Origin of the sequence: Paraburkholderia sp. RL17-347-BIC-D (assembly GCF_046027915.1) — a bacterium.
GTDB lineage: Bacteria > Pseudomonadota > Gammaproteobacteria > Burkholderiales > Burkholderiaceae > Paraburkholderia.
This window is the reverse complement of sequence record NZ_JARESS010000036.1, coordinates 30,556-49,573: the sequence shown is the minus strand read 5'-3', so window position 1 is coordinate 49,573 and position 19,018 is coordinate 30,556. Positions and strand designations below refer to the sequence as shown.

Genomic DNA, 19,018 nt, shown 5'->3' with positions numbered 1-19,018 from the left:
AGTAGGCATTGCGGGTATCCGCGTCATTGGATTGCGGATACCAACGCAGTCTAGGACTGCATAAGGTGCGGAAAGCGTTTCAAGGTGATTCATCGGTAATCAGGAGTTATTCTCATGCAGACTGCGATGCAGTTGTTTGTGACGACACTGCAGATAAGTGCCGTCTACATCCTTTTCTCACTCGGCCTCACCTTGGTCTTCGGGATCTTGCGGGTCGTCAATTTTGCGCATGGTCACTTCTTCGCGATATCCGCGCTGCTGGTCGGCGTGCTGGTTCCCATGATCGTCGCCGCTGGGTTCGCCATGCATGCCGCCTACCTGATGGCGGCTGCGATTGGGATCCTCGGTTCGTTACTACTTGCACTGCTCGTTTACAAGTTCGGGGTCTCTCGTTTCCTGCGCGATCTTGAGGGCGGTTTTATTCTCACCATGGGGATAGCGCTGATCCTGGATGGCGCCTTTGTCCAGGTTTTCGGTGGAGCTGTCCGTTCATTGCCGCCGATCATCTCGGGAAACACCTCGATCCTGGGTGCTGTTCTCACAACCCAGCGGTTCTTACTGTGCGTAATCGCTGCGGTGATGACGGGCGCCTTGTACTGGACCCTGGCGTCGACAAAACTTGGAAAGGCGCTCCGAGCCGTCGCGGCCGATCGAGAAGCTGCGATGCTGCAAGGCATCCCATACAACCGGCTCGCCCTCATCGGCTTTCTTCTGGCCGCGTTGATGGCAGCTCTCGCAGGTGCACTCATCGCCCCAGTCTCGATGGTCACGCCAACGATGGGCACGGATTACTTGATGAAGTCGTTCGTCGCAGTCGTTATGGGTGGGCTTGGCAGTCTACCTGGCGCCATCCTCGGCGCGCTCATTATCAGCGTCATCGAAGCGGTTGGCGGTTACTTCTTCGATGCTTCGACCGCCACCATCGCGATGTTCGTCCTTGTCATTATGATCCTGGTTTTTAGGCCGAAGGGGCTGATTCCTCATGCGTAATCTCCATATCCGTTGGTGGGCAGTTGGCACCGCTGTCGCAATCGCTATAACGCTCACACTGAAAGGCCCCTATGTCACCAGCGTCATCAATCAACTCGCAATTTCGGCATTGATTGCAGCGAGCCTGCGATTCGGTATGCTCATCGGCGAAGTCAGTTTTGCCACATCGTCCTTCGTTGGCCTGGGGGCCTACGGGGCAGGTATCGCAACCACACTTCTAGGCTGGCCATTTCCACTTGCGATGCTCCTCGGCCCCGCAGTGGTCATCGTTATCAGCGTTTTGTTCGGCCTGATCACACTTAGGGTCAAAGGTCCCTACTTCATGCTGATCGGCTTTGCGTTCGTGGAAGTGGTGAGAATCACGCTCGGCAAAATATCCATCATCGGTGGGGTTGCCGGTATGGGGAACATCTTTCCGCCCCGCTTTCTTGACTCCTGGATGTCCACGGTGGTCATGGCGGTGGTTATCGTCCTATTGCTGGGCCTATATCTGATCGAAAAATCGGACTTCGGAAAGGTGCTGGTCGCGATTCGCGACAACGAGGACATCGCCAAGACTGTGGGGCTGCGGGTCCTCTCCCTGAAGATCACGTGCTTTGCAATCGCCTCGTTTTGTGCCGGTGTTGCCGGCAGCCTCCACGGATTCGTAAACAACGTGATCAGTCCCGACGACTTTGGCTTCCTGGTTACCGTCTTCGCCCTCGCTTTTGTCAAGGTTGGCGGCGAATCGTCGATATTCGGCGCAATTCTCGGCGCGGTTGTTCTAGTCCTAATCAACAGTGTTGCATTGGGTTTTGGCGCGGCCGAGCAGTATGTGTATGGAGGCGCCATCGTACTTGCCATGCTGCTCATGCCGCAGGGTCTAATCGGATTGCCATGGCGCAAGCTCCGGAGCCGACGCGGGACCAAGCGCGCTGCGCACGTCTCCAAATCAGTTGCACGCTAAGTCTGGAGAAAACTATATGACTGGCGAAAACGCTATCCTACTCCGAACGACCGGGCTAACTCGAAAGTTCGGCGGCCTCGTCGCGGTCGCGGATTTGAACCTCGAGATTCGAGAAGGCGAAGTCCTTGGTCTCATCGGGCCCAACGGGGCCGGCAAGAGCACGACCTTCAATCTCATTAGCGGCTTTATCAAGCCATCGTCGGGCTCGCTCGAAGTGTTCGGGCGAGACTGCACTGGACTGTCACCGACGACAATCAGCCGCTTGGGCCTTACCCGTACGTTTCAGCACGGCAGTTACCTGCGCACGATGACCGTGCGCGACAACATTCTCGTAGGAACAGTTCACTGGCTCGCGGGTGCATCGAGCACACAGCGGATGAAGCGTGTCGAAGAAACCGCTGCGATTCTGGGACTCACGCCTCACCTGGAGTCCATCGCAAGCTCTCTTCCACACGGACTTCAGCGACTCGTCAGCATAGCCATTGCATTCGCGACGCGCCCAAAGCTGCTCTGTCTGGACGAACCTCTGACCGGTCTCAACCAGACCGAAGTCGGGACGACCCTCAACATACTTCAATCGATCCGCCGCGATTTCGGCAGCACCATCCTGCTGGTCGAACATAACATGAAGGCCGTGATGTCAGTCTGCGACCGCATCGTTGTGCTGCATCACGGGCGTCAGTTAGTGACCGGCACGCCGGCCGAAGTCCGCTCCAACAAACAGGTCATCACCGCTTACCTCGGGAGCAATCATGTTGCGTGAAGCTCCATCACTACAAGTCGTTGGATTATCTGCGTCGTATGGGGACGTCCCCGCCGTCACAGACGTGTCTCTTGAGGTTCGACGCGGCGAGATCGTTACGATGATCGGTGCAAACGGCGCCGGGAAATCGACGGTAATCAAATGCATCTGCGGCCTGCTCAAGTCAACGGCGGGAAGTGTGAGCCTGTTTGGCGAGGACGTAACCGCCCTGCCTGCGGACCGCCTAGTCAGGAAAGGTCTGTCGGTTGTGCCAGAGGGACGCCGCCTCTTTACCAAAATGACGTTGAAAGAAAATCTTGAACTGGGCGCTTACACGCGAAATGACTCGTCCGCCGTACGCCGCGACATGGAGCGTGTCTTAACTCATTTCCCCGAATTGCGCGATCGACTCTCAGCGATTGCCGGAACGTTCAGCGGTGGGCAGCAGCAGATGGTGGCAGTCGCGCGCGCGATGATGAGCAATCCGAAAATCATGATGCTCGACGAGCCCACCATTGGCCTCGCTCCGGTCGTTGTCGATCGCATTTCGCACCTTCTTCTGGAAATAGCCAAGAGCGGGGTCGATATTCTCGTAATCGAGCAGAACGCTGAAGTCGCCCTCTCGATGTCCAATCGGGCTTACATCCTCGAGGGCGGCCGTGTGATTGCGGAAGACGATGCGAAAACTCTGGCTCAAAGCGAACAGGTTCAGAAAGCTTACCTCGGGATCTAGAGTTTCATGAACCGAGCTTTGACGGAAATTCTCACTCGCACCGCATGGGCGTTAGGTAGTCAGAGCCATTTTTCCTTCAGATTCCTAGCGTGTGCAATGTCGCCCGAGTGTTAGTTATGTACCGGTCACGTCACGCTGATCTGAATGACCAGTCCACACCCTTTCATTGGAATACCGTTGTTCTGCTCGATTCCGATGGCTCAAATCTGGCCGCTAGCCACGGCAGACGACATAAACATGGGGAGCCCCCACTTACATGGAGATTGACATGACAGGGCAACAAGACAATTCACCTGATCGGGCCATCGTGCCCGGCATGATTGGGATTATCACCGGCGCCGCGTCAGGGATCGGGGAAGGCATTGCTATCAAGTTCCTGCAAATGGGCTGCTCAGTTCTTGCAGTTGATATGAATGCGGAGGCCCTTGAGCGGTTCCAGCAGCGCCATGCCGACGCGGGGCCTCGCCTCTCATGTGCTTCGGCCGACGTAACGGACGAAACGAGTCCCGGGAAACTTTTTGCGTTATGCCGCGAACGCCTAGGCGAACCTAATTTTCTGGTCAACAACGCCGGCCTCGGCAGCGCAAAGGCCGCCTTGGAGACTTCCGACGAGACATGGCATCGCTACATCGATATCAATCTCGGTAGCGTATTTCGGATGTCGCGACAGGCAGTGTTGGAAATGAAGGATGGCGGTTCGGTGGTCAACCTCGCGTCTGTGTGGGGCATGGTCGGCTTTCGCGGGAGTGCTCCTTATTCTGCCGCGAAGGCTGGCGTAATCGGCCTCACCCGCCAAATGGCCGCTGACTACAGCCGTCGAGGAGTTCGTTTTAATGCCGTGTCGCCGGGATTTATTGCAACACCGGCCACATTCGAGCGTATCAAGAGCAATCGTTGGCTCGTAGGCGCCATGGTGGATCAGGCGCCGCTCGGTCGCACCGGAACGCCCTCGGATATCGCCGAGGCCGTTTATTTCCTGGCCTCCGGAGCCGCTTCATTCATTACCGGCGTGATCCTGCCCGTCGACGGTGGATGGACAGCAACACACTATGCGCCGGACTTGGAAGAACAAGCCGTCTAGACGCACCGCTTCGACACATCGGGCTGCCCTGTACTTGCCAACGAGTTCGGTAAAGTAATCCGGAGTATTCAAACAAGACAGCCGGTTACGGAACCCATCACCGGAGAAACTTATGAAGTCGGGTACTGCAAAATTGCGTCAATTGATGACGTCGGACATCCCGCCGGTAGTACCGCTCGTGCTTGATCCGATTAGCGCGAAACTCGCAGAGGCTAGTGGCTTTCAGGCGCTTTATCTAGGTGGTGGCGCGTTGGGCTATCTGAAGTCTGTAACCGAGGCTAACCTCACAGTCACGGAGATGGCTCAGGCGGCCCTGGACATCAGAGCGGCATGCCCCCTGCCCCTAATCCTCGACGGCGCGTGCGGTTGGGGAGAGCCGATGCACATGCATCGCACGATCGCGATGGCAGAAGCAGCGGGCTTCGCGGCAATCGAGATCGAAGACCAGATATTCCCTAAGCGCGTTCATCACCACATCGGTATCGAACATGTCGTTCCCATCGAGCTGGCGACCCAGAAAATTGAACAAGCGGTCGCCGCTCGACAAGATGAAGATTTCATCATTATCGCGCGCACCAATGCTTGCATTACCGATGATCTGGACGAAGCGCTGAGGCGAGCAGAGGCATATAAGCGCGCCGGCGCCGATATGCTCATCGTTATCCCTACGAACCCGGAGCAATACCGCGCGATCGGAGAAAGAATTGACGGGCCGCTGGTCTACATGACGCTCGAAGGGCTGGAGTCGATCGGGATGTCGCTCACCGACGTTGGCAGCCTCGGCTACAAACTCGTGATCGATGCAACCACGCCGTTTTATGCCCGCCAGAAGGTCTTGCGCCTTTGTTACGAGGCCATGGCCAAAGGTCTTCCGGATCCTACGCTTGGACGAGGCTACAAGGAAGAACTCTCTCATGTCTTTGATGCCATTAATATCCAGAGACTGATTGATGTCGAGAAGAACACTGTCGAAAAGTAGCAGGTTGCGCCCGCAGGAACATTGCTCCCTCCGGACGGGAGAGAGTTGAGGGAAATCAAAGGGACACGAAATGGACGTCAATCTAAGGGATAAGGTCGCAGTTATCACGGGCGGGACCACGGGAATCGGTTTCGCCACTGCAGAACTGTTCGCGCGAGAAGGTGCCAAAGTCGCGATCTGCAGCAGCACGCAGAAGAATGTGGACCAGGCGATCGCGGCGTTGACAGATAAAGGCTATGACGTCTATGGCCAGGCGGTCGACGTGTCGAATCGCGAGGAAATCCTTGGTTTCGCCGACCGGGTCGAAAACGTCTTCGGGGGTATCGACGTTTGGATCAGCAATGCCGGCACTTTCCTCAAAATGAAGCTGATCGACACCCCTGAGGACGAATGGCACAAGACCATGGACGTCAATCTGAAGTCTGTCTACTACGGCGGATTGATCGCCTCCGACAAACTCAAAAAGCGTGGCGGTGGAGTGTTGATTAACGCGGCGTCGTTCGGAGCGCTGATACCTGTTCTAGGCAGCGGAGCCTACGCTGCCTCCAAAGCAGCAGTGGTCAATATGACCGGTTCGCTCGCTGGTGAACTGGCGCCTTTCAACATCCGGGTCGTTGGCTTTATCCCCGGCCTCATCGAGACGCCGATGACGGCCGATTTTGTTGCGACCAAACGAGACTCGCTGGCAAGTCAGGTCGCGCTGAATCGACTGGGCACTCCCGCCGAGGTCGCCAAGGTGTTGCTGTTTCTTGCCTCCGATTGCGCCTCCTACATTACTGGAACAAGTGTCGAAATTGCCGGCGGAAAATTCTGCGTGCAGAACCCTGCAAACGCATGGGCCTAAGCAACATGTCCCAGCGGACGCACTCATCACGTACCTCAACGAGTCAATAGGAGAAGATTTTGACGAGACTTACCGGCAAGATCGCGTTCGTAAGCGGTGCAGGCGGCGGCATCGGTCACGCTATTTGCGAGCGCTATTTGGCGGAAGGCGCACTGGTGGCTGCCGCTGACATCGACCGTGACATGGCGGAAGCGGCAATAGGGCCATCCAAAGCAGCGGGCCGCGCGATAGCTCTTCGTTGTGACGTAGGTGACAGCGACAGCGTACGCGAAGCCATTTCGCGCACGGTCGCCGCGTTTGGCAGCCTCAACGTGATCTGCAATGTCGCGGGTGGCTCAACGTCCCAAGACGGCCGCGTGACTGAAGCGCCGGAATCTGAATTCTGGCGTGCAATCAAGCTGGACCTATTCGGCACGTTTATATGCTGCAAACATGGCCTGCCGGAACTCATGAAGGCGGGTGGCGGCTCGGTGATCAATATGGCTTCGATGGTCGCTTTAATGGCCGTGCCCGAACGAGATTGCTACACGGCAGCCAAGGGAGGAGTCGTGGCGCTTACGCGCTCGATGGCCGCAGGATATGCACGTCACGCGATCAGAGTGAATGCTATCGCGCCCGGCATTACGCTCACCCCACGCGTGCAGGCTTATCTCGACGCCAACCCCGCATCGAACTCGTTAGCTGACCGGCACCTGCTTGGTTTGGCCGAAACAGTCGATATCGCTCATATGGCGGTCTATCTCGCTTCAGATGAATCGCGTGTCGTCACCGGGCAAGTGCTGGCGGTAGACAGTGGGGTCACGATCTGTTGAACGGCCGCACGCATCTTAAGACGAGCCCGTGAATCCCGACGTCCGCTTGCTGACAACGCTTGTAAGCTCGGACGGAGTTGCCCTCCGGTCCACGCAATCATTCTTCCTGTCGTGCGAACGGAGCACTGAGCCAGGCGAGCGGGCGGGATACGCTCACCCGACCGACCGGCGCGACGTAAGTCCTCCGTCGACGGTAAAAATTGCGCCGGATGTGTATGTCGACTTATCGGACGCGAGGTACACGAAGAGCTCGGCGATCTCGTCCACTGACGCTGCCCTATTCAACGGATAGTTCGCAAGCAGCTCTATGTAACGCGACGGATCTCCGTGTAAGCGCTGTGCGTGCCCCGCAAGCACTCTCCGAACGCGGTCGGTATCGACCGGTCCCGGATTGACACCAATCACGCGAACATTGTCATCCGCGAGGCTGCGGCCGCCCAGCGCACGGGTGAAGGCCATCAACGCCGCATTGCCAGTCGTCCCCGCAATGTAGTTGAAGTCAAAGTTCTCGCCACCACTGCCAATGTTGTTCAGGATCACCCCGCCGCCGCGCGCTTTCATCAAAGGATAAATTGCGCGGGTAAGGTTGATATAGCCGAACACCTTCAGCTCCCAGCCAGCTCGCCATTGTGCTTCATCTACTTCCCATAGGTCTCCACCTGGAATGTCGCCTGCGTTGTTGATCAGCACGTCGGCGTCTCGGCCAAACCCGGCGATCTGAGCGGCGGCACCCGGTGCCGTCATATCGACTGACAGTACCTCTGTACTCACGCCAAACGCGGCGTCGGCGCGCTTTGAGATCGCATCTAGCTTGTCGGCCGAGCGCGCCACAAGGAGAAGATCGCAGCCTTCGCGGGCAAACGACATCGCGAGTCCTTCGCCGATGCCTTGAGACGCGCCGGTAATCAAAACTTTCTTTGCCTTCAGGCCCAGATCCATGTCATTCCCTTCGAGACGTCTGCTGGCATCGAGCGATGCGTCTAAGAAAAGTGCAGATCGGGTGATGTTTGAGCTCCAACCCGCTGCCCATGGCGACCGCGTCACGTTCTTCTAGTGATGGGTCGAACTCTAAAACAGTCGGCATATTTGGTTTCGATCAATGCTGGACGGCGGGCGTGCCGCGTCCCAAGGCTATTCCACGGCCTCGGTCGCAGGGCTTGGAGGACGTTGTGGTCGCGTGCGATGTTTTTCGCGCGGGCGAGGAAAGGACCGGAGCGCGATCCTCCCCGTCAGTTTCCGTCAGAACTTGTGGCGAATTGCGAGACGAGTCACGAATTGATGGTTGTTCGACGAGTCCCCCCCAATCGTAAAGTCTGCGACTGCAGGCGCGCCGGTCGATGACGTCCCGGTTGCCCTTTGATAGCCCGCTGCCAGATATACATCGGTGCGCTTCGACAGGATGTATTGGCCCATGATAGCCACCTGATTGTAGTGCTGGTCCCCGATGGTTACGCCCTTCGTCGTCTGCACGCCCTTTCCGACAAGATAGTCGTATCCAATGCCCAATATCACGTCAGGTCGGTACGCGTAGGTCAAGCCGATATCAGCGTTGTTGAAGCGCGCAGTCTGCCCCGCCAAGGTCCCGGTCATGTTCGCGTACTGGACATTGGAACCGGACGCAGCCAAGGTAAAAGGGCCAATCTTATAACTGGCGGCGATGACACCCACCTGATATGCCGATGCGCTGACATATCCCTTATTGAGAGAGAAAGCGAGCAGCGACACTCCGTTGGCGTTTGACGTGAACCACCCCTGCCCCGCTGTCGCAGAAGTAGGATTCTTGAAATACTCGAACGCAGCAGCAATCGAAAACGGTCCCCCGGTATAACCCATCCCTAGCGAGTAGCCGCTATTGCCGGTCACATTACCAGCCACGCCTCCGACCATATATTCCGCGCCGTAGGAGAAGCCGTGATAGTTTGGGCTCATGTAGCGTATCGAGTTATTCGCCCGAATAGAATTTGCCGTGTTATCGATATCACCCGGGTGCGAAAAGATGGATGTCGAGATCAATCCTGCGACAGACAGCGGCGACGGAAAGTAGACCACCATGTCGATCTGCCGACCGAATGTCAGGCTGCCGTAACTATCGCTGGCCAGCCCAACCCATGCCTGACGTCCAAACGCCGTCCCACCCTGCGCGAACTGACCGTTGTTGATGTTAAGTCCGGATTCGAGCGTGAAGATTGCACGCAGGCCGCCGCCAAGATCTTCCTTCCCGGTTAAACCCCATCGGCTTCCGTTGATGCCGTTTATGGAGTCCAGATACACCCGTCTACCGCCGGCATTGTTGCTCTGGAACATGACTCCTTCGTCGAGAACCCCGTATAGAGTGACCGAGCTCTGGGCTTGCACGCCGGAAGCGAACATGGAAAGGGCCACGCAGAATAGCAATTTTCGTTTCATCCTTGTCTCCTTGGTACGTCATACTAATTAATTATTAGACTTGTTATATTTCGCCTGACTTGCTGCCACAATGGATGGCACGCAATCGCTGTCGCAAATACATGAAGCAATTCCGTAAGACGGCATGCAATGAACCCCTCACCTAGTCATCGTCGGTTCTTCGACAACTAGCCGTTCTCTGCCCGCTGGCCGAAAGGAGCCTTGATACTCTCGCTTTCATCTCGATTAACGAATGCTTGCCGTTGGCACCGGGAATTCCTGACCGTCCGGCTCATTGTAGGTGTCTCTCTGCCCCCAAGTTTTGCTAATTCTGGCAAGCACCTTTGCTCACTTCTTGCTACAGCTTCGTGGTCGCACTGCGTAACAAATAGCGGTCGCGGTTCATTTCAGTCGCCCATGGATACCAGAGATACTCCGGTGTCCTTAAGCACTGTAAGCGCTCATTTCCGTGGAATAGGGGTTTATCCGCAGTTCCGCATCGTCGGCTCAATGTAGTGGCTTCCAGAACTCACCTTGACGCGAAACCGGATGAGCGAACCCACGCGTCGCAACTTCGGCGATTCGCCGCATCGCTTTCAAGCAACTAACCCCCAGCAATCGCGTCAACCAAAACTCCAACCGTCGTGACACCCGACGGCTGAATCACGACATCACGTATGTCGATCGCCGAGGACGCGCATTCACGTCCCCCACCTTTGCATCATCAGCAAGGGTGCTTGCCACTACGCCACGTAGGCACGGCCACACCCGAGTCCTAGAATCCTCAACATCGATTCGCAGCTATTCAGTCGCAGGATTTCCGTAACGGAAGGGATGAACAATGGAAGAATTGACCGCAAGCTGGACCCGTCCAGGCAGCGTCGCCGACGGAGATCATGTCGGAATCTGGTTGGCAGACTTTGAGGAGGCACTGCGCGCAGGGGACGGAGCCAATCTGGCGTCGCTGTTCGCCGACGAATGTCATTGGCGCGACCTGCTCGCCTTCACATGGAATATCAGCCCGCACGAGGGCACAGCGGCGATCGTGAACTGCCTGCTCGCGGTCCAACCCACAATTCAGGCCCAAAATTTCAGAGTGGCTACGAACCGTACCCCGCCACGTGAGGTCAAGCGCGCAGGCGTGTCCGTCATCGAAGCGATATTCGAGTTTGAGACGACGCTTGGACGGGCACACGGCGTCGTTCGACTACTCGCCGCGCAACCGGACAAGGCATGGGTGCTGATGACCTCCCTCGATGAACTAAAGGGTCGTGAGGAGCCGATCAATGAGCGGCGCCCCGGTGGGTCCGCGTATTCGCGAAATTTCGGCGGTGAAAACTGGGCGGATCGGCGCGCCAAAGAGCAGGCGTTTGACGACCGCGAACCTTCGGTGCTGATCATCGGGGCCGGTCAGGCGGGACTCAGCGTCGCGGCAAGGTTGAGGCGAATGGGGGTCGACGCTCTGGTTGTCGACAAGCTGGCGAAGGTTGGGGACGTTTGGCGCGAACGGTATCACTCATTGGCGCTTCATAACCAGGTTGCGCTGAACCATATGGCTTATATGCCCTTCCCTCCGAGTTGGCCAAAGTATCTCCCCAAGGACATGCTCGGCAACTGGATGGAGACCTACGCGTGGGCCATGGAAATCAACGTGTGGACCGGCACGACGTTTGTCGAGGGACGATATGACGAGGCCGTTGGCCATTGGAATGCGCAAATCCGTCGCGCCGATGGGTCCGAGCGTGTGTTGCACCCGCGGCACGTCGTTTTCGCAAACGGCGTTGTAGGCGCTCCCAAGAAAGCAAAGGCTCCCGGCCTTGAGGACTTCAAAGGCGAAATCTTGCATACGCACGGCTACACCGAAGGTTCCCGTTGGCGTGGAAAAAACGCATTGGTTCTTGGCGCGGGCACAAGCGGCCACGATATCGCGCAAGATCTCTGCGAAAGCGGCGCAAACGTCAAGCTCATCCAGCGGGGTTCGATCACCGTGGCCAGCGTCGATGCCGCCGGCATCAACCACGGGCTCTACTACAACGAAGGACTGCCGCTTGAGGATTGCGATCTGATCGCCGCCTCCGGCACCTATCCGTTGCTCGTGCGTGGCTACAAAATGAACGTCAAAAAGATGCAAGAGATCGACAAAGATCTGCTTGCAGGCCTTGAAGCCAGAGGAATGAAACTGGACTTTGGGGAGGACGGCACGGGCCATCAGATGAAGCTGCGCCGGCGCTTCGGCGGCTATTACCTTAACTGCGGCGCATCTGATTTGATCATCAACGGCCAGATTGGACTCCTGCAATACGAGGACTTCGAGCGCTTCGTGGCCGACGGCGCGTTGATGAAAGACGGTCGCGTTGAGAAGGCCGATCTTCTGGTCACCGCCACTGGGTACCAGAATCAACAGGAAGTGGTACGGGAAATCCTTGGCGAGGAAATTGCCGGCAAAGTTGGGCCGATCTGGGGCCTCGATGCCGATGGCGAACTTGCGAACATGTTCAAGCCAACTGCCCAGAAGGGACTGTGGTTCATCGGCGGCGGTTTCGCCCATGCCCGGATCTATTCGCACTACATGGCACTGCAAATTACAGCGCGCGAAGCTGGCTTGATCGCTTGAGATCGCAACACGGAGTGTTTAATGCATGATTTGAGTGGAAAGGTGGCGCTCGTCACCGGTGCAGGTTCAGTTGGCGAAGGCTGGGGCAACGGCAAGGCAACGGCCGTGCTCCTCGCCCGTCAGGGCGCCAACGTCTACGGAGTGGACATTAGTGCGGAAGCTCTCGCCAGCACAAGCGCGATCATGAAGCAGGAGGGGCATAGCAATTGGGCCGCTCGCGCCTGCAACATGATGGTAAGCACGGACGTGAAGGCAGCGGTCGACGACTGTCTTGCACGGTTCGGCCGCATTGACATCCTCGTCAACAATGTCGGTGGCAGTGCGCCAGGGGATCCGGTCACCATGACCGAGGAAGTTTGGGACACGCAGTTGGACCTGAACCTCAAGACAGCATTCCTCGGCTGCAAGCACGTGCTACCTGTCATGGAGCAACAGTTCGAGGCTGAGGGAAAAGGCGGCGCAATTGTCAACGTGTCCAGCATTGGATACATGAGTTTCCAGGTCGGAGGGCGTGTAAACGCTGCATATGCGGCCTCGAAAGCCGGCGTTGTAGCGTTCAGCCGTTCCACCGCAATTGCATATGTCAAGAAGGGCATCCGCGTTAATACGGTCATCCCCGGGGTCATGCACACACCCCTCGTCGAGCATCGGCTCGTCAGCCAACTAGGCTCCTCCGACGCTGCGGCGCTCGTAGCCAAACGGAATGCAAGTGTGCCAATGGGCCGAATGGGCGACGCGTGGGACGTGGCCAACGCTGTGCTCTTCCTCGCCAGCGATGAAGCACGCTACATCACTGCCACGCAGCTGGTCGTAGACGGTGGCATGACCGCTGCCCGGCCCGGAGCCTGAAGCACAGTCACTTTGGTTCAGGCCACTGGACCGATGCGCACTTTAGCGCTTCGGCAAGCCGCCGAATTGTTGGCGAAGCAAAGAAACAGGAGACCCACATGAGCCGCTCAATTATCATTTCCTGCGCCCTAACGGGCGGAGGCGACACGACCGCCCTAAGCCCGCATGTCCCCGTCACGCCTGAGCAGATCGCCAACGAGGCGTTGGCTGCTCGCGCTGCCGGCGCCTCGATCGTGCACATCCACGTGCGCGACCCTGAGACCGGAAAGCCTAGTCGCGAAACAGCCCTTTACGCAGAGGTTGTGCGCCGAATCCGCAACTCGGGCAGCGACGTGCTGATCAACCTGACGACCGGCGCTGGCGGCCGATACATCCCTGACGACACCGATCCGAACCGCAATGCGATCGACGGGATGGCAAGCCCCGAAGATCGGATGGCACACGTCCTTGAATTGCGCCCCGATATCTGCAGCCTCGATATCGGGACAATGAACTTCAGCAAGTACGCGTTCCTCAATCTTCCGAGTCACGTGGAGCGGATGGCAGCGGCAATTCGCGAGGCTGGCGTGAAACCAGAACTTGAGGTATTCGATCTCGGACACGCAGCGTTCGCGCGCCATCTGTGCGAGCGAGGTTTGTTTGCTGATCCTCCGTGGCTGCAGCTTTGTCTGGGCATCCCGTGGGGTGCCCCAGCAAGCACTGAGTCGATGCAAGCACTCAAGAATATGGTTCCCGAAGGCAGCCAATGGAGCGCCTTCGGAATTTCGCGTCATCAGTTCCCGATGGCGGCGCAGGCGGTCCTCCTGGGCGGCCACGTGCGCGTGGGGCTGGAGGACAATCTCTATTTGAGCCGTGGCCAGCTCTCACCCGGCAATGCGCCGATGGTTGAACGAGCCGCGCGCATCATCGGCGAACTCGACGCAGAGGTGGCGACACCCGCACAGGCACGCGAAATCCTGCACATTGGCTGAGTGGTAAAAGCAGAGGAGCACACAATATGTCTCGCTTGGAGATGCCGCCAGAAGCGGCCATGACGCCGGCGCAAGCAGCAGTTTGTGCTGAAACGGTCGCAGGGCGCCGAGGGAAGGTACCGGCGCCAATGATCGCGTGGCTGCGCAATCCGGAGTTGGCACGTCGCGGGCAGAAACTCGGAGAGCTACTGCGCTTCGAGACCACACTGGAGCCGAACCTCACGGAGCTCGCGATCCTTGTTTGCGGGCGCCATTGGACCTCGCATCATGAGTGGACAGCGCACAAGGCGATGGCGTTGAAGGCCGGACTTGATCCAGACGTCATCGCGGCGATTGCTGCACGTTCCACACCGCGATTCGACGATGCGAGGCAACGGGCAGTCTACGAGGTTTCATCGACCCTGCTCTCAAGTGGCCGCGTGCCAGACGCTCTGTATGCGTTTGGCGTTGATCTGCTTGGCGAACAGGGGATGGTAGAGCTTGTCGGCGTTCTTGGGTACTACTGCTTTGTGTCGCTGACCCTCAACACGTTCGAGCTTGGCCTGCCGAGCAGCATCGCGCCGGAATTACAAGATCCGGACTTTCAGCAGCGCGCGGCAAAGGAATGAGCAGCGAGACCCGGTCGCATAACGCAGTGCGGCTCGACTGGCTGGCCACTCAGCGTGAAGACCCGCTGGATCCAGGGCAGCCCATCGTCGACGCCCATCATCATCTATACGATAGGCCGGGATCCAGGTATCTGCTGGACGACATTCTCACCGACCTGCGCAGCGGCCACAACGTGCTCGCGACAGTATTCGTGCAAGCAAGGGCGATGCACCGGGCCAGCGGCCCGGAGGCCATGAAGTCGATCGGCGAAACGGAGTTTGCTAATGGGATCGCAGCCATGTGCGCCAGTGGCAGTTATGGCAACGTGCGAGTATGCGAGGCGATCGTTGGGTTTGCGGATCTACGGATCGGAGGTTCGGTACAACCCGTGCTGGAGGCCCACATCGCTGCCGCCGGCGGCCCGGTATCGTCAGGTGGCCGTTTCCGCGGAATCCGGCAAATCGCTGCCTGGGATCCCGATTCGGCCTTATTGAACCCAGCGTACCCAACGAGCGAGGATATGTTTGATACGCCGGAGTTTCGCGCAGGGTTCGCTCGACTAGCGCCCTCTGGCCTCAGCTTCGATACGTGGCTGTTTTTTCATCAGATTCCACGACTGACTGCGCTCGCGCGCGCGTTCCCACAGACACCGATTGCGGTCAATCATTGCGGCGGGATTCTCGGAATCGGACGTTATGCCGGGCGCCGCAAGGAAGTATTCGCCCAGTGGTCAGCATCGCTGAGCGAGCTCGCCGCCTGTCCGAACGTTGTAATGAAACTGGGCGGACTCGGCATGCGGCTATCAGGGTTTGAGTTCGACGCGCTGGAACACGCGCCCTCGTCCATTCAATTGGCAGAAGCGTGGCGGCCGTGGATCGAAACGTGCATCGAGGCGTTCGGACCTGAGCGCTGTATGTTCGAGAGCAACTTTCCCGTAGACAAGGGAAGCTACAGCTATGGCATTGGCTGGAACGCCATGAAGCGCCTCGTTGCTGGCGCGAGTACCGACGAAAAGACCAACCTTTTCTGGCGCAGTGCCTCGCGCTTCTATCGTCTGCAAAGTCTGCCCGCGCGCGCGTGACGACAATCCTTAGGAGTCGACAGACGTGAATAGCCGTTTCGAGACGGCTAGAGAGACGGCCGCGCACAACGCTAACGCGCAAGACGCCGCAGTGTGGCGTTGGTTCACTGACCTGATCGAAGATGGAAGACTGCGCTGGTGCAAAGCCCCTGCGGGTTGGCTAGTCAGCTTGGATAACAGGCATCTCGCCACCGAGTCAAATTTTTATGAGGCTATCCGAGTTGCAAAAGCACGGGCAACGGTTGAAGGTTCCAGACAACACGACTCTTCCTCGCGCGGACGCTAGCGCGGCTGTAACTTTTGTCGTTCAAGGCAACTCTGCCAGACAGGCATTGTCGATCTTTTGATGCTCTACCATCTGGCTAGTCAACCCATACAGCGTGTCTCATTGACTTACAAGGACAACTCTCCCGTCATGCTACGTGGGGTGTACTAAACGAAACAAGGCGCCTGAGCGCCTCGCTTTGTTCCAGCGCTGTGGCTGCCAGACTATCAGGGGAGATTCCGCAACTGGACTGGCAACCGCAGTTAGGTCGAGCCACTACTGGCTTGCCGCAGCGCCACTCCCCGCCTTCTTCTGAGCGTTCTGAAGGTTTTGCGGATAGTTTGTGTCGTTGCGTGCTCCCGGGTTATACCCGTTGCTTTCCAGTTGCTTCAATTCGGCATTTTTCTTCGCGCGCGCCTCTTTACGCGCAGCCTTGCGTTGAGCCTTCGTCGTAGCCGCCGATTTCGAAGCCGCTACCGGATTGGCTGCATCCGGGTTGTTACCACTCGTCCCACCACCGCCGCTCTGCGCAAACGCCGGGGCAAAGCATGCCATACTCACTGCAACCGTTGCCAGAAGTACCGCCAATTTTCTTGCAGGTGGGTATCTCATTCTTGTTTCCAGTCGGGTTGTCTATAACAACAGGACGATGCGTCCGCGCATCTCAAGCGAAGCACTGTCTACATCGATATTCCGGCTTGCCGCGATCGGCCTACATGCTCCACCCCGATATCGGGTAACAACGTATAGTGCGGCCGGCCTACCAATATCGCAATCAAACTGACAACTGCAATCAAAATCGTATAAGTCACAAACGGCCAGAGAGCGCCGCCATGCGAAGCAATCAGCAGCGTCGCTATCATCGGCAGCGGACCGGCGAAAATCGCACCTGATGCTTGATAACCGGCGGACAAGCCCGAATACCGCACTGCAGTCGGAAACATCTCGGCGAAGAGCGAAGCCTGTGACGCGAAGGTCGCCGAATGACCGACCCCGAGCAAAGCCGCATACGCTACAGCAATCCAAACCAGGTCCTTCGTCTGAAGGATGATAAAGAAGGGGAAGGCGGCAATCCCCAAAAATATCAGTCCGCCAATGAATACCTTGCGTCGGCCCACGCGGTCCGCCAACATGCCAAAGAGCGGCAGCGTGCAGACCTCTACTGCCGCACCGACGCAGACGACGCCTAGCATGCCCGTCTGGCTAATGCCCAGCGTCTTCACGGCGTATGAAACCATAAAGACAGCGCACATCCAAAAGAAGGTATTCGGAGCTGCTTGAGCCAGCATGACCGAGATGAGTTGCCTCGGGTAGTGTCGAATCAATGTCAACAAGGGTTGACGTTCTGTCGTTCCTTCCGCCCGTGCCTTGACGAAGTCGGGCGACTCAGCCATTCGCCCGCGAATAACGACTCCGATGATCAACATCACCGCACTAGCGAGGAAGGGAACCCGCCACCCCCAAGCCATCAGAGGAGCATGATCTAACTTCGTGATCAGATAGAAAGTGCCGTTGCCGATAAGGAGGCCCAACATCGCCCCGACCTGAGACACGCTCCCATAGAAGCCGCGCTTCGATAGCTCCGCGTGTTCGACAACGGTCACCACCGCGCCCCCATACTCAGCGCCTGCCGATAATCCCTGCACAATGCGCAGCAAAACTAGCAGCATGGCTCCTACAGAACCGGCAGTTTCATAAGTTGGCAAGAGGCCGATCATCACGGTAGCCGCTCCCATGATGACCAGGCTCCACATAAGTGTGGTCTTGCGTCCGATTCTGTCACCGAGATGGCCCGCGATCACACCTCCAATCGGTCGCGCCAGCCAGGCGGTCGAGAAGGTCATGAAGCCAAGAAAAGTCCCCGTCGTCGAATCGAAGGTTGGAAAGAACAGCTTATTCAGGAACAGGGCGGATATGACGCCAAAGATGAAGAAGTCATACCATTCGACAGTTGCGCCGGCCAAGGTTGATGCAACCACAAACCTTCGCTGCCGCGCGCTAGAAGGATAAACATTCGTAGCCATACTGCCGTCTCCTGTCTGCTTTCTTGTAGACATTGCGCCTTCCGCCTGTCTGTATCAATAGCGCCGGCTCGACCAGAGCGTACAGGTCGCCAGGCTCTTCATCGGTTGAGGCCGTCCGGCCGCCGCTACTTCTTGATAAAGGCCGCCCGCGTGCCCCCGTCGACGGGCAAAATCGTACCGTTCACGAATCTGGAAGCATCACTCAGGAAAAACATGATCACGTCGACAATATCTTCTGGTTGCGCGATCCGACCAAGCGGCGAGTCGCCAGAAAGCTTATATCCCGAACCATCTTGCGAGGTTTGCACCGACTCGATCATGGGCGTCGCGACGGTGCCAGGTGCGACTGCATTGACAATCACCCCGGTAGGAGCGAGTTCCGCGGCGAGCACGCCCGTGAGAACATGGACAGCCGCCTTTGTGGCCCCGTAGAAACCCGTCCCCACCTTCGGCCGGATACCTCCAATTGACCCAACGATGACCACGCGCGAAGGATCGGTGACACTCGAGTCCTTTCGTAGCAACGGAAGCGCTTCGCGGACACAGAGCCACGGACCTTTAAGGTTTACGCCAATCATGGCGTCAACTTGCTCCAGCGTATGTTGCTCCAAAGACCCCGTTCGGATCACCCCCGCAGAACAGATCATCGCGTCGAGTTTCTCCGAATGTCGCTTGATCTCATCGAAGGCGGCCTTAACGCTCTCAGCGTTTCCGACGTCACATCGTTGGAAGCGATATCGTGGAGCGTCCGCCGATTCCTCTGCTTTGCCTTCCGAAAGGTCGAGCACCCACACTGTCCAGCCGTCCGTCATAAGCTTCTCGACGGTGCACCGGCCGATGCCCGACGCTCCTCCGGTTACAACTGCTGTCTTTGACATAGACCTACCCTCTCCTAGATATGAAATATTTGATGGCGGCAATGCAAAACAAGCGCACGAAAAGCCGCCTCTGTGCGCTCAAGTATAGACTCCACGGGGCGTCCAATCTTTGCGCCAGACGGTAAGGATCTTGCCCGATTTGGTGCATTCGAACTGCTAATATGGGAGCCGAATTGATGCATTCTTGACAGGTCAACGCGCGCTTTATCAAAAGCGCTGTTCGCCATCAGCTCTAT

General features: G+C 57.5%; 18 protein-coding genes. 13 read left to right on the top strand and 5 right to left on the bottom strand.

What is annotated here, in order from left to right; genetic code table 11:
• Positions 1-114 precede the first annotated feature (114 nt).
• From P0D96_RS34100 to P0D96_RS34065, 8 genes are all read left to right on the top strand, one after another.
• A complete protein-coding gene (locus P0D96_RS34100; RefSeq protein WP_408318018.1) occupies positions 115-990 on the top strand; it encodes a branched-chain amino acid ABC transporter permease in 876 nt (291 codons plus the stop codon).
• On the top strand, positions 983-1,936 hold the full coding sequence (locus tag P0D96_RS34095; RefSeq protein WP_408318016.1) for a branched-chain amino acid ABC transporter permease: 954 nt from the start codon (positions 983-985) through the stop codon (positions 1,934-1,936). Before P0D96_RS34100 ends, P0D96_RS34095 begins: the two co-directional genes overlap by 8 nt.
• A 16-nt stretch (positions 1,937-1,952) precedes the next feature.
• Positions 1,953-2,699 carry an ABC transporter ATP-binding protein gene (locus P0D96_RS34090; protein WP_408318014.1) on the top strand — a complete coding sequence of 249 codons (747 nt, stop codon included), beginning with the start codon at positions 1,953-1,955 and terminating at the stop codon, positions 2,697-2,699.
• Complete coding sequence (locus tag P0D96_RS34085; RefSeq protein ID WP_408318012.1) at positions 2,689-3,411, top strand: ABC transporter ATP-binding protein; 723 nt, start codon at positions 2,689-2,691, stop codon at positions 3,409-3,411. Before P0D96_RS34090 ends, P0D96_RS34085 begins: the two co-directional genes overlap by 11 nt.
• Positions 3,412-3,679: 268 nt before the next feature.
• Positions 3,680-4,492, top strand: coding sequence for an SDR family NAD(P)-dependent oxidoreductase (locus P0D96_RS34080; RefSeq protein WP_408318010.1), 813 nt, complete (start codon positions 3,680-3,682; stop codon positions 4,490-4,492).
• Between the two features lie 112 nt (positions 4,493-4,604).
• Positions 4,605-5,471 carry an isocitrate lyase/PEP mutase family protein gene (locus tag P0D96_RS34075; RefSeq protein WP_408318008.1) on the top strand — a complete coding sequence of 289 codons (867 nt, stop codon included), beginning with the start codon at positions 4,605-4,607 and terminating at the stop codon, positions 5,469-5,471.
• A 70-nt stretch (positions 5,472-5,541) separates the two neighbouring features.
• Positions 5,542-6,315, top strand: coding sequence for an SDR family NAD(P)-dependent oxidoreductase (locus P0D96_RS34070; RefSeq protein ID WP_408318006.1), 774 nt, complete (start codon positions 5,542-5,544; stop codon positions 6,313-6,315).
• Between the two features lie 59 nt (positions 6,316-6,374).
• Positions 6,375-7,127, top strand: a complete 753-nt coding sequence (locus tag P0D96_RS34065; protein WP_408318004.1) for an SDR family NAD(P)-dependent oxidoreductase — start codon at positions 6,375-6,377, stop codon at positions 7,125-7,127.
• A 153-nt stretch (positions 7,128-7,280) separates the two neighbouring features.
• Here P0D96_RS34065 and P0D96_RS34060 read toward each other — a convergent pair whose 3' ends face one another.
• A complete protein-coding gene (locus P0D96_RS34060; protein ID WP_408318002.1) occupies positions 7,281-8,066 on the bottom strand; it encodes an SDR family oxidoreductase in 786 nt (261 codons plus the stop codon).
• Positions 8,067-8,366: 300 nt separating this feature from the next.
• On the bottom strand, positions 8,367-9,533 hold the full coding sequence (locus P0D96_RS34055; protein WP_408318000.1) for a porin: 1,167 nt from the start codon (positions 9,531-9,533) through the stop codon (positions 8,367-8,369).
• 820 nt (positions 9,534-10,353) lie between these two features.
• Between P0D96_RS34055 and P0D96_RS34050 the strand changes: the two genes are divergently transcribed.
• The 5 genes from P0D96_RS34050 (at position 10,354) to P0D96_RS34030 (ending at position 15,615) form a co-directional block, all read left to right on the top strand.
• The gene (locus P0D96_RS34050; RefSeq protein ID WP_408317998.1) at positions 10,354-12,126 is read left to right on the top strand and encodes an NAD(P)-binding domain-containing protein; all 1,773 of its coding nucleotides are present in this window, start codon (positions 10,354-10,356) and stop codon (positions 12,124-12,126) included.
• 21 nt (positions 12,127-12,147) lie between these two features.
• Entirely contained in the window at positions 12,148-12,975 is an 828-nt protein-coding gene (locus P0D96_RS34045) for an SDR family NAD(P)-dependent oxidoreductase (RefSeq protein WP_408317996.1), read from the top strand.
• A gap of 98 nt (positions 12,976-13,073) precedes the next feature.
• Positions 13,074-13,946, top strand: a complete 873-nt coding sequence (locus P0D96_RS34040) for a beta-keto acid cleavage family enzyme (RefSeq protein WP_408317994.1) — start codon at positions 13,074-13,076, stop codon at positions 13,944-13,946.
• Positions 13,947-14,074: 128 nt separating this feature from the next.
• Entirely contained in the window at positions 14,075-14,554 is a 480-nt protein-coding gene (locus tag P0D96_RS34035; protein WP_408317992.1) for a carboxymuconolactone decarboxylase family protein, read from the top strand.
• Positions 14,551-15,615, top strand: a complete 1,065-nt coding sequence (locus P0D96_RS34030; RefSeq protein WP_408317990.1) for an amidohydrolase family protein — start codon at positions 14,551-14,553, stop codon at positions 15,613-15,615. The genes P0D96_RS34035 and P0D96_RS34030 overlap by 4 nt, the downstream gene beginning before the upstream one ends.
• Positions 15,616-16,156: 541 nt before the next feature.
• Here the strand turns inward: P0D96_RS34030 and P0D96_RS34025 are convergent.
• From P0D96_RS34025 to P0D96_RS34015, 3 genes are all read right to left on the bottom strand, one after another.
• A complete protein-coding gene (locus P0D96_RS34025; RefSeq protein ID WP_408317988.1) occupies positions 16,157-16,492 on the bottom strand; it encodes a DUF4148 domain-containing protein in 336 nt (111 codons plus the stop codon).
• Between the two features lie 68 nt (positions 16,493-16,560).
• Complete coding sequence (locus P0D96_RS34020; RefSeq protein ID WP_408317986.1) at positions 16,561-17,904, bottom strand: MFS transporter; 1,344 nt, start codon at positions 17,902-17,904, stop codon at positions 16,561-16,563.
• A 125-nt stretch (positions 17,905-18,029) separates the two neighbouring features.
• Positions 18,030-18,782 (bottom strand): SDR family NAD(P)-dependent oxidoreductase, encoded by a 753-nt coding sequence (locus P0D96_RS34015; RefSeq protein WP_408317984.1) that lies wholly within the window; start codon positions 18,780-18,782, stop codon positions 18,030-18,032.
• Positions 18,783-19,018 lie beyond the last annotated feature (236 nt).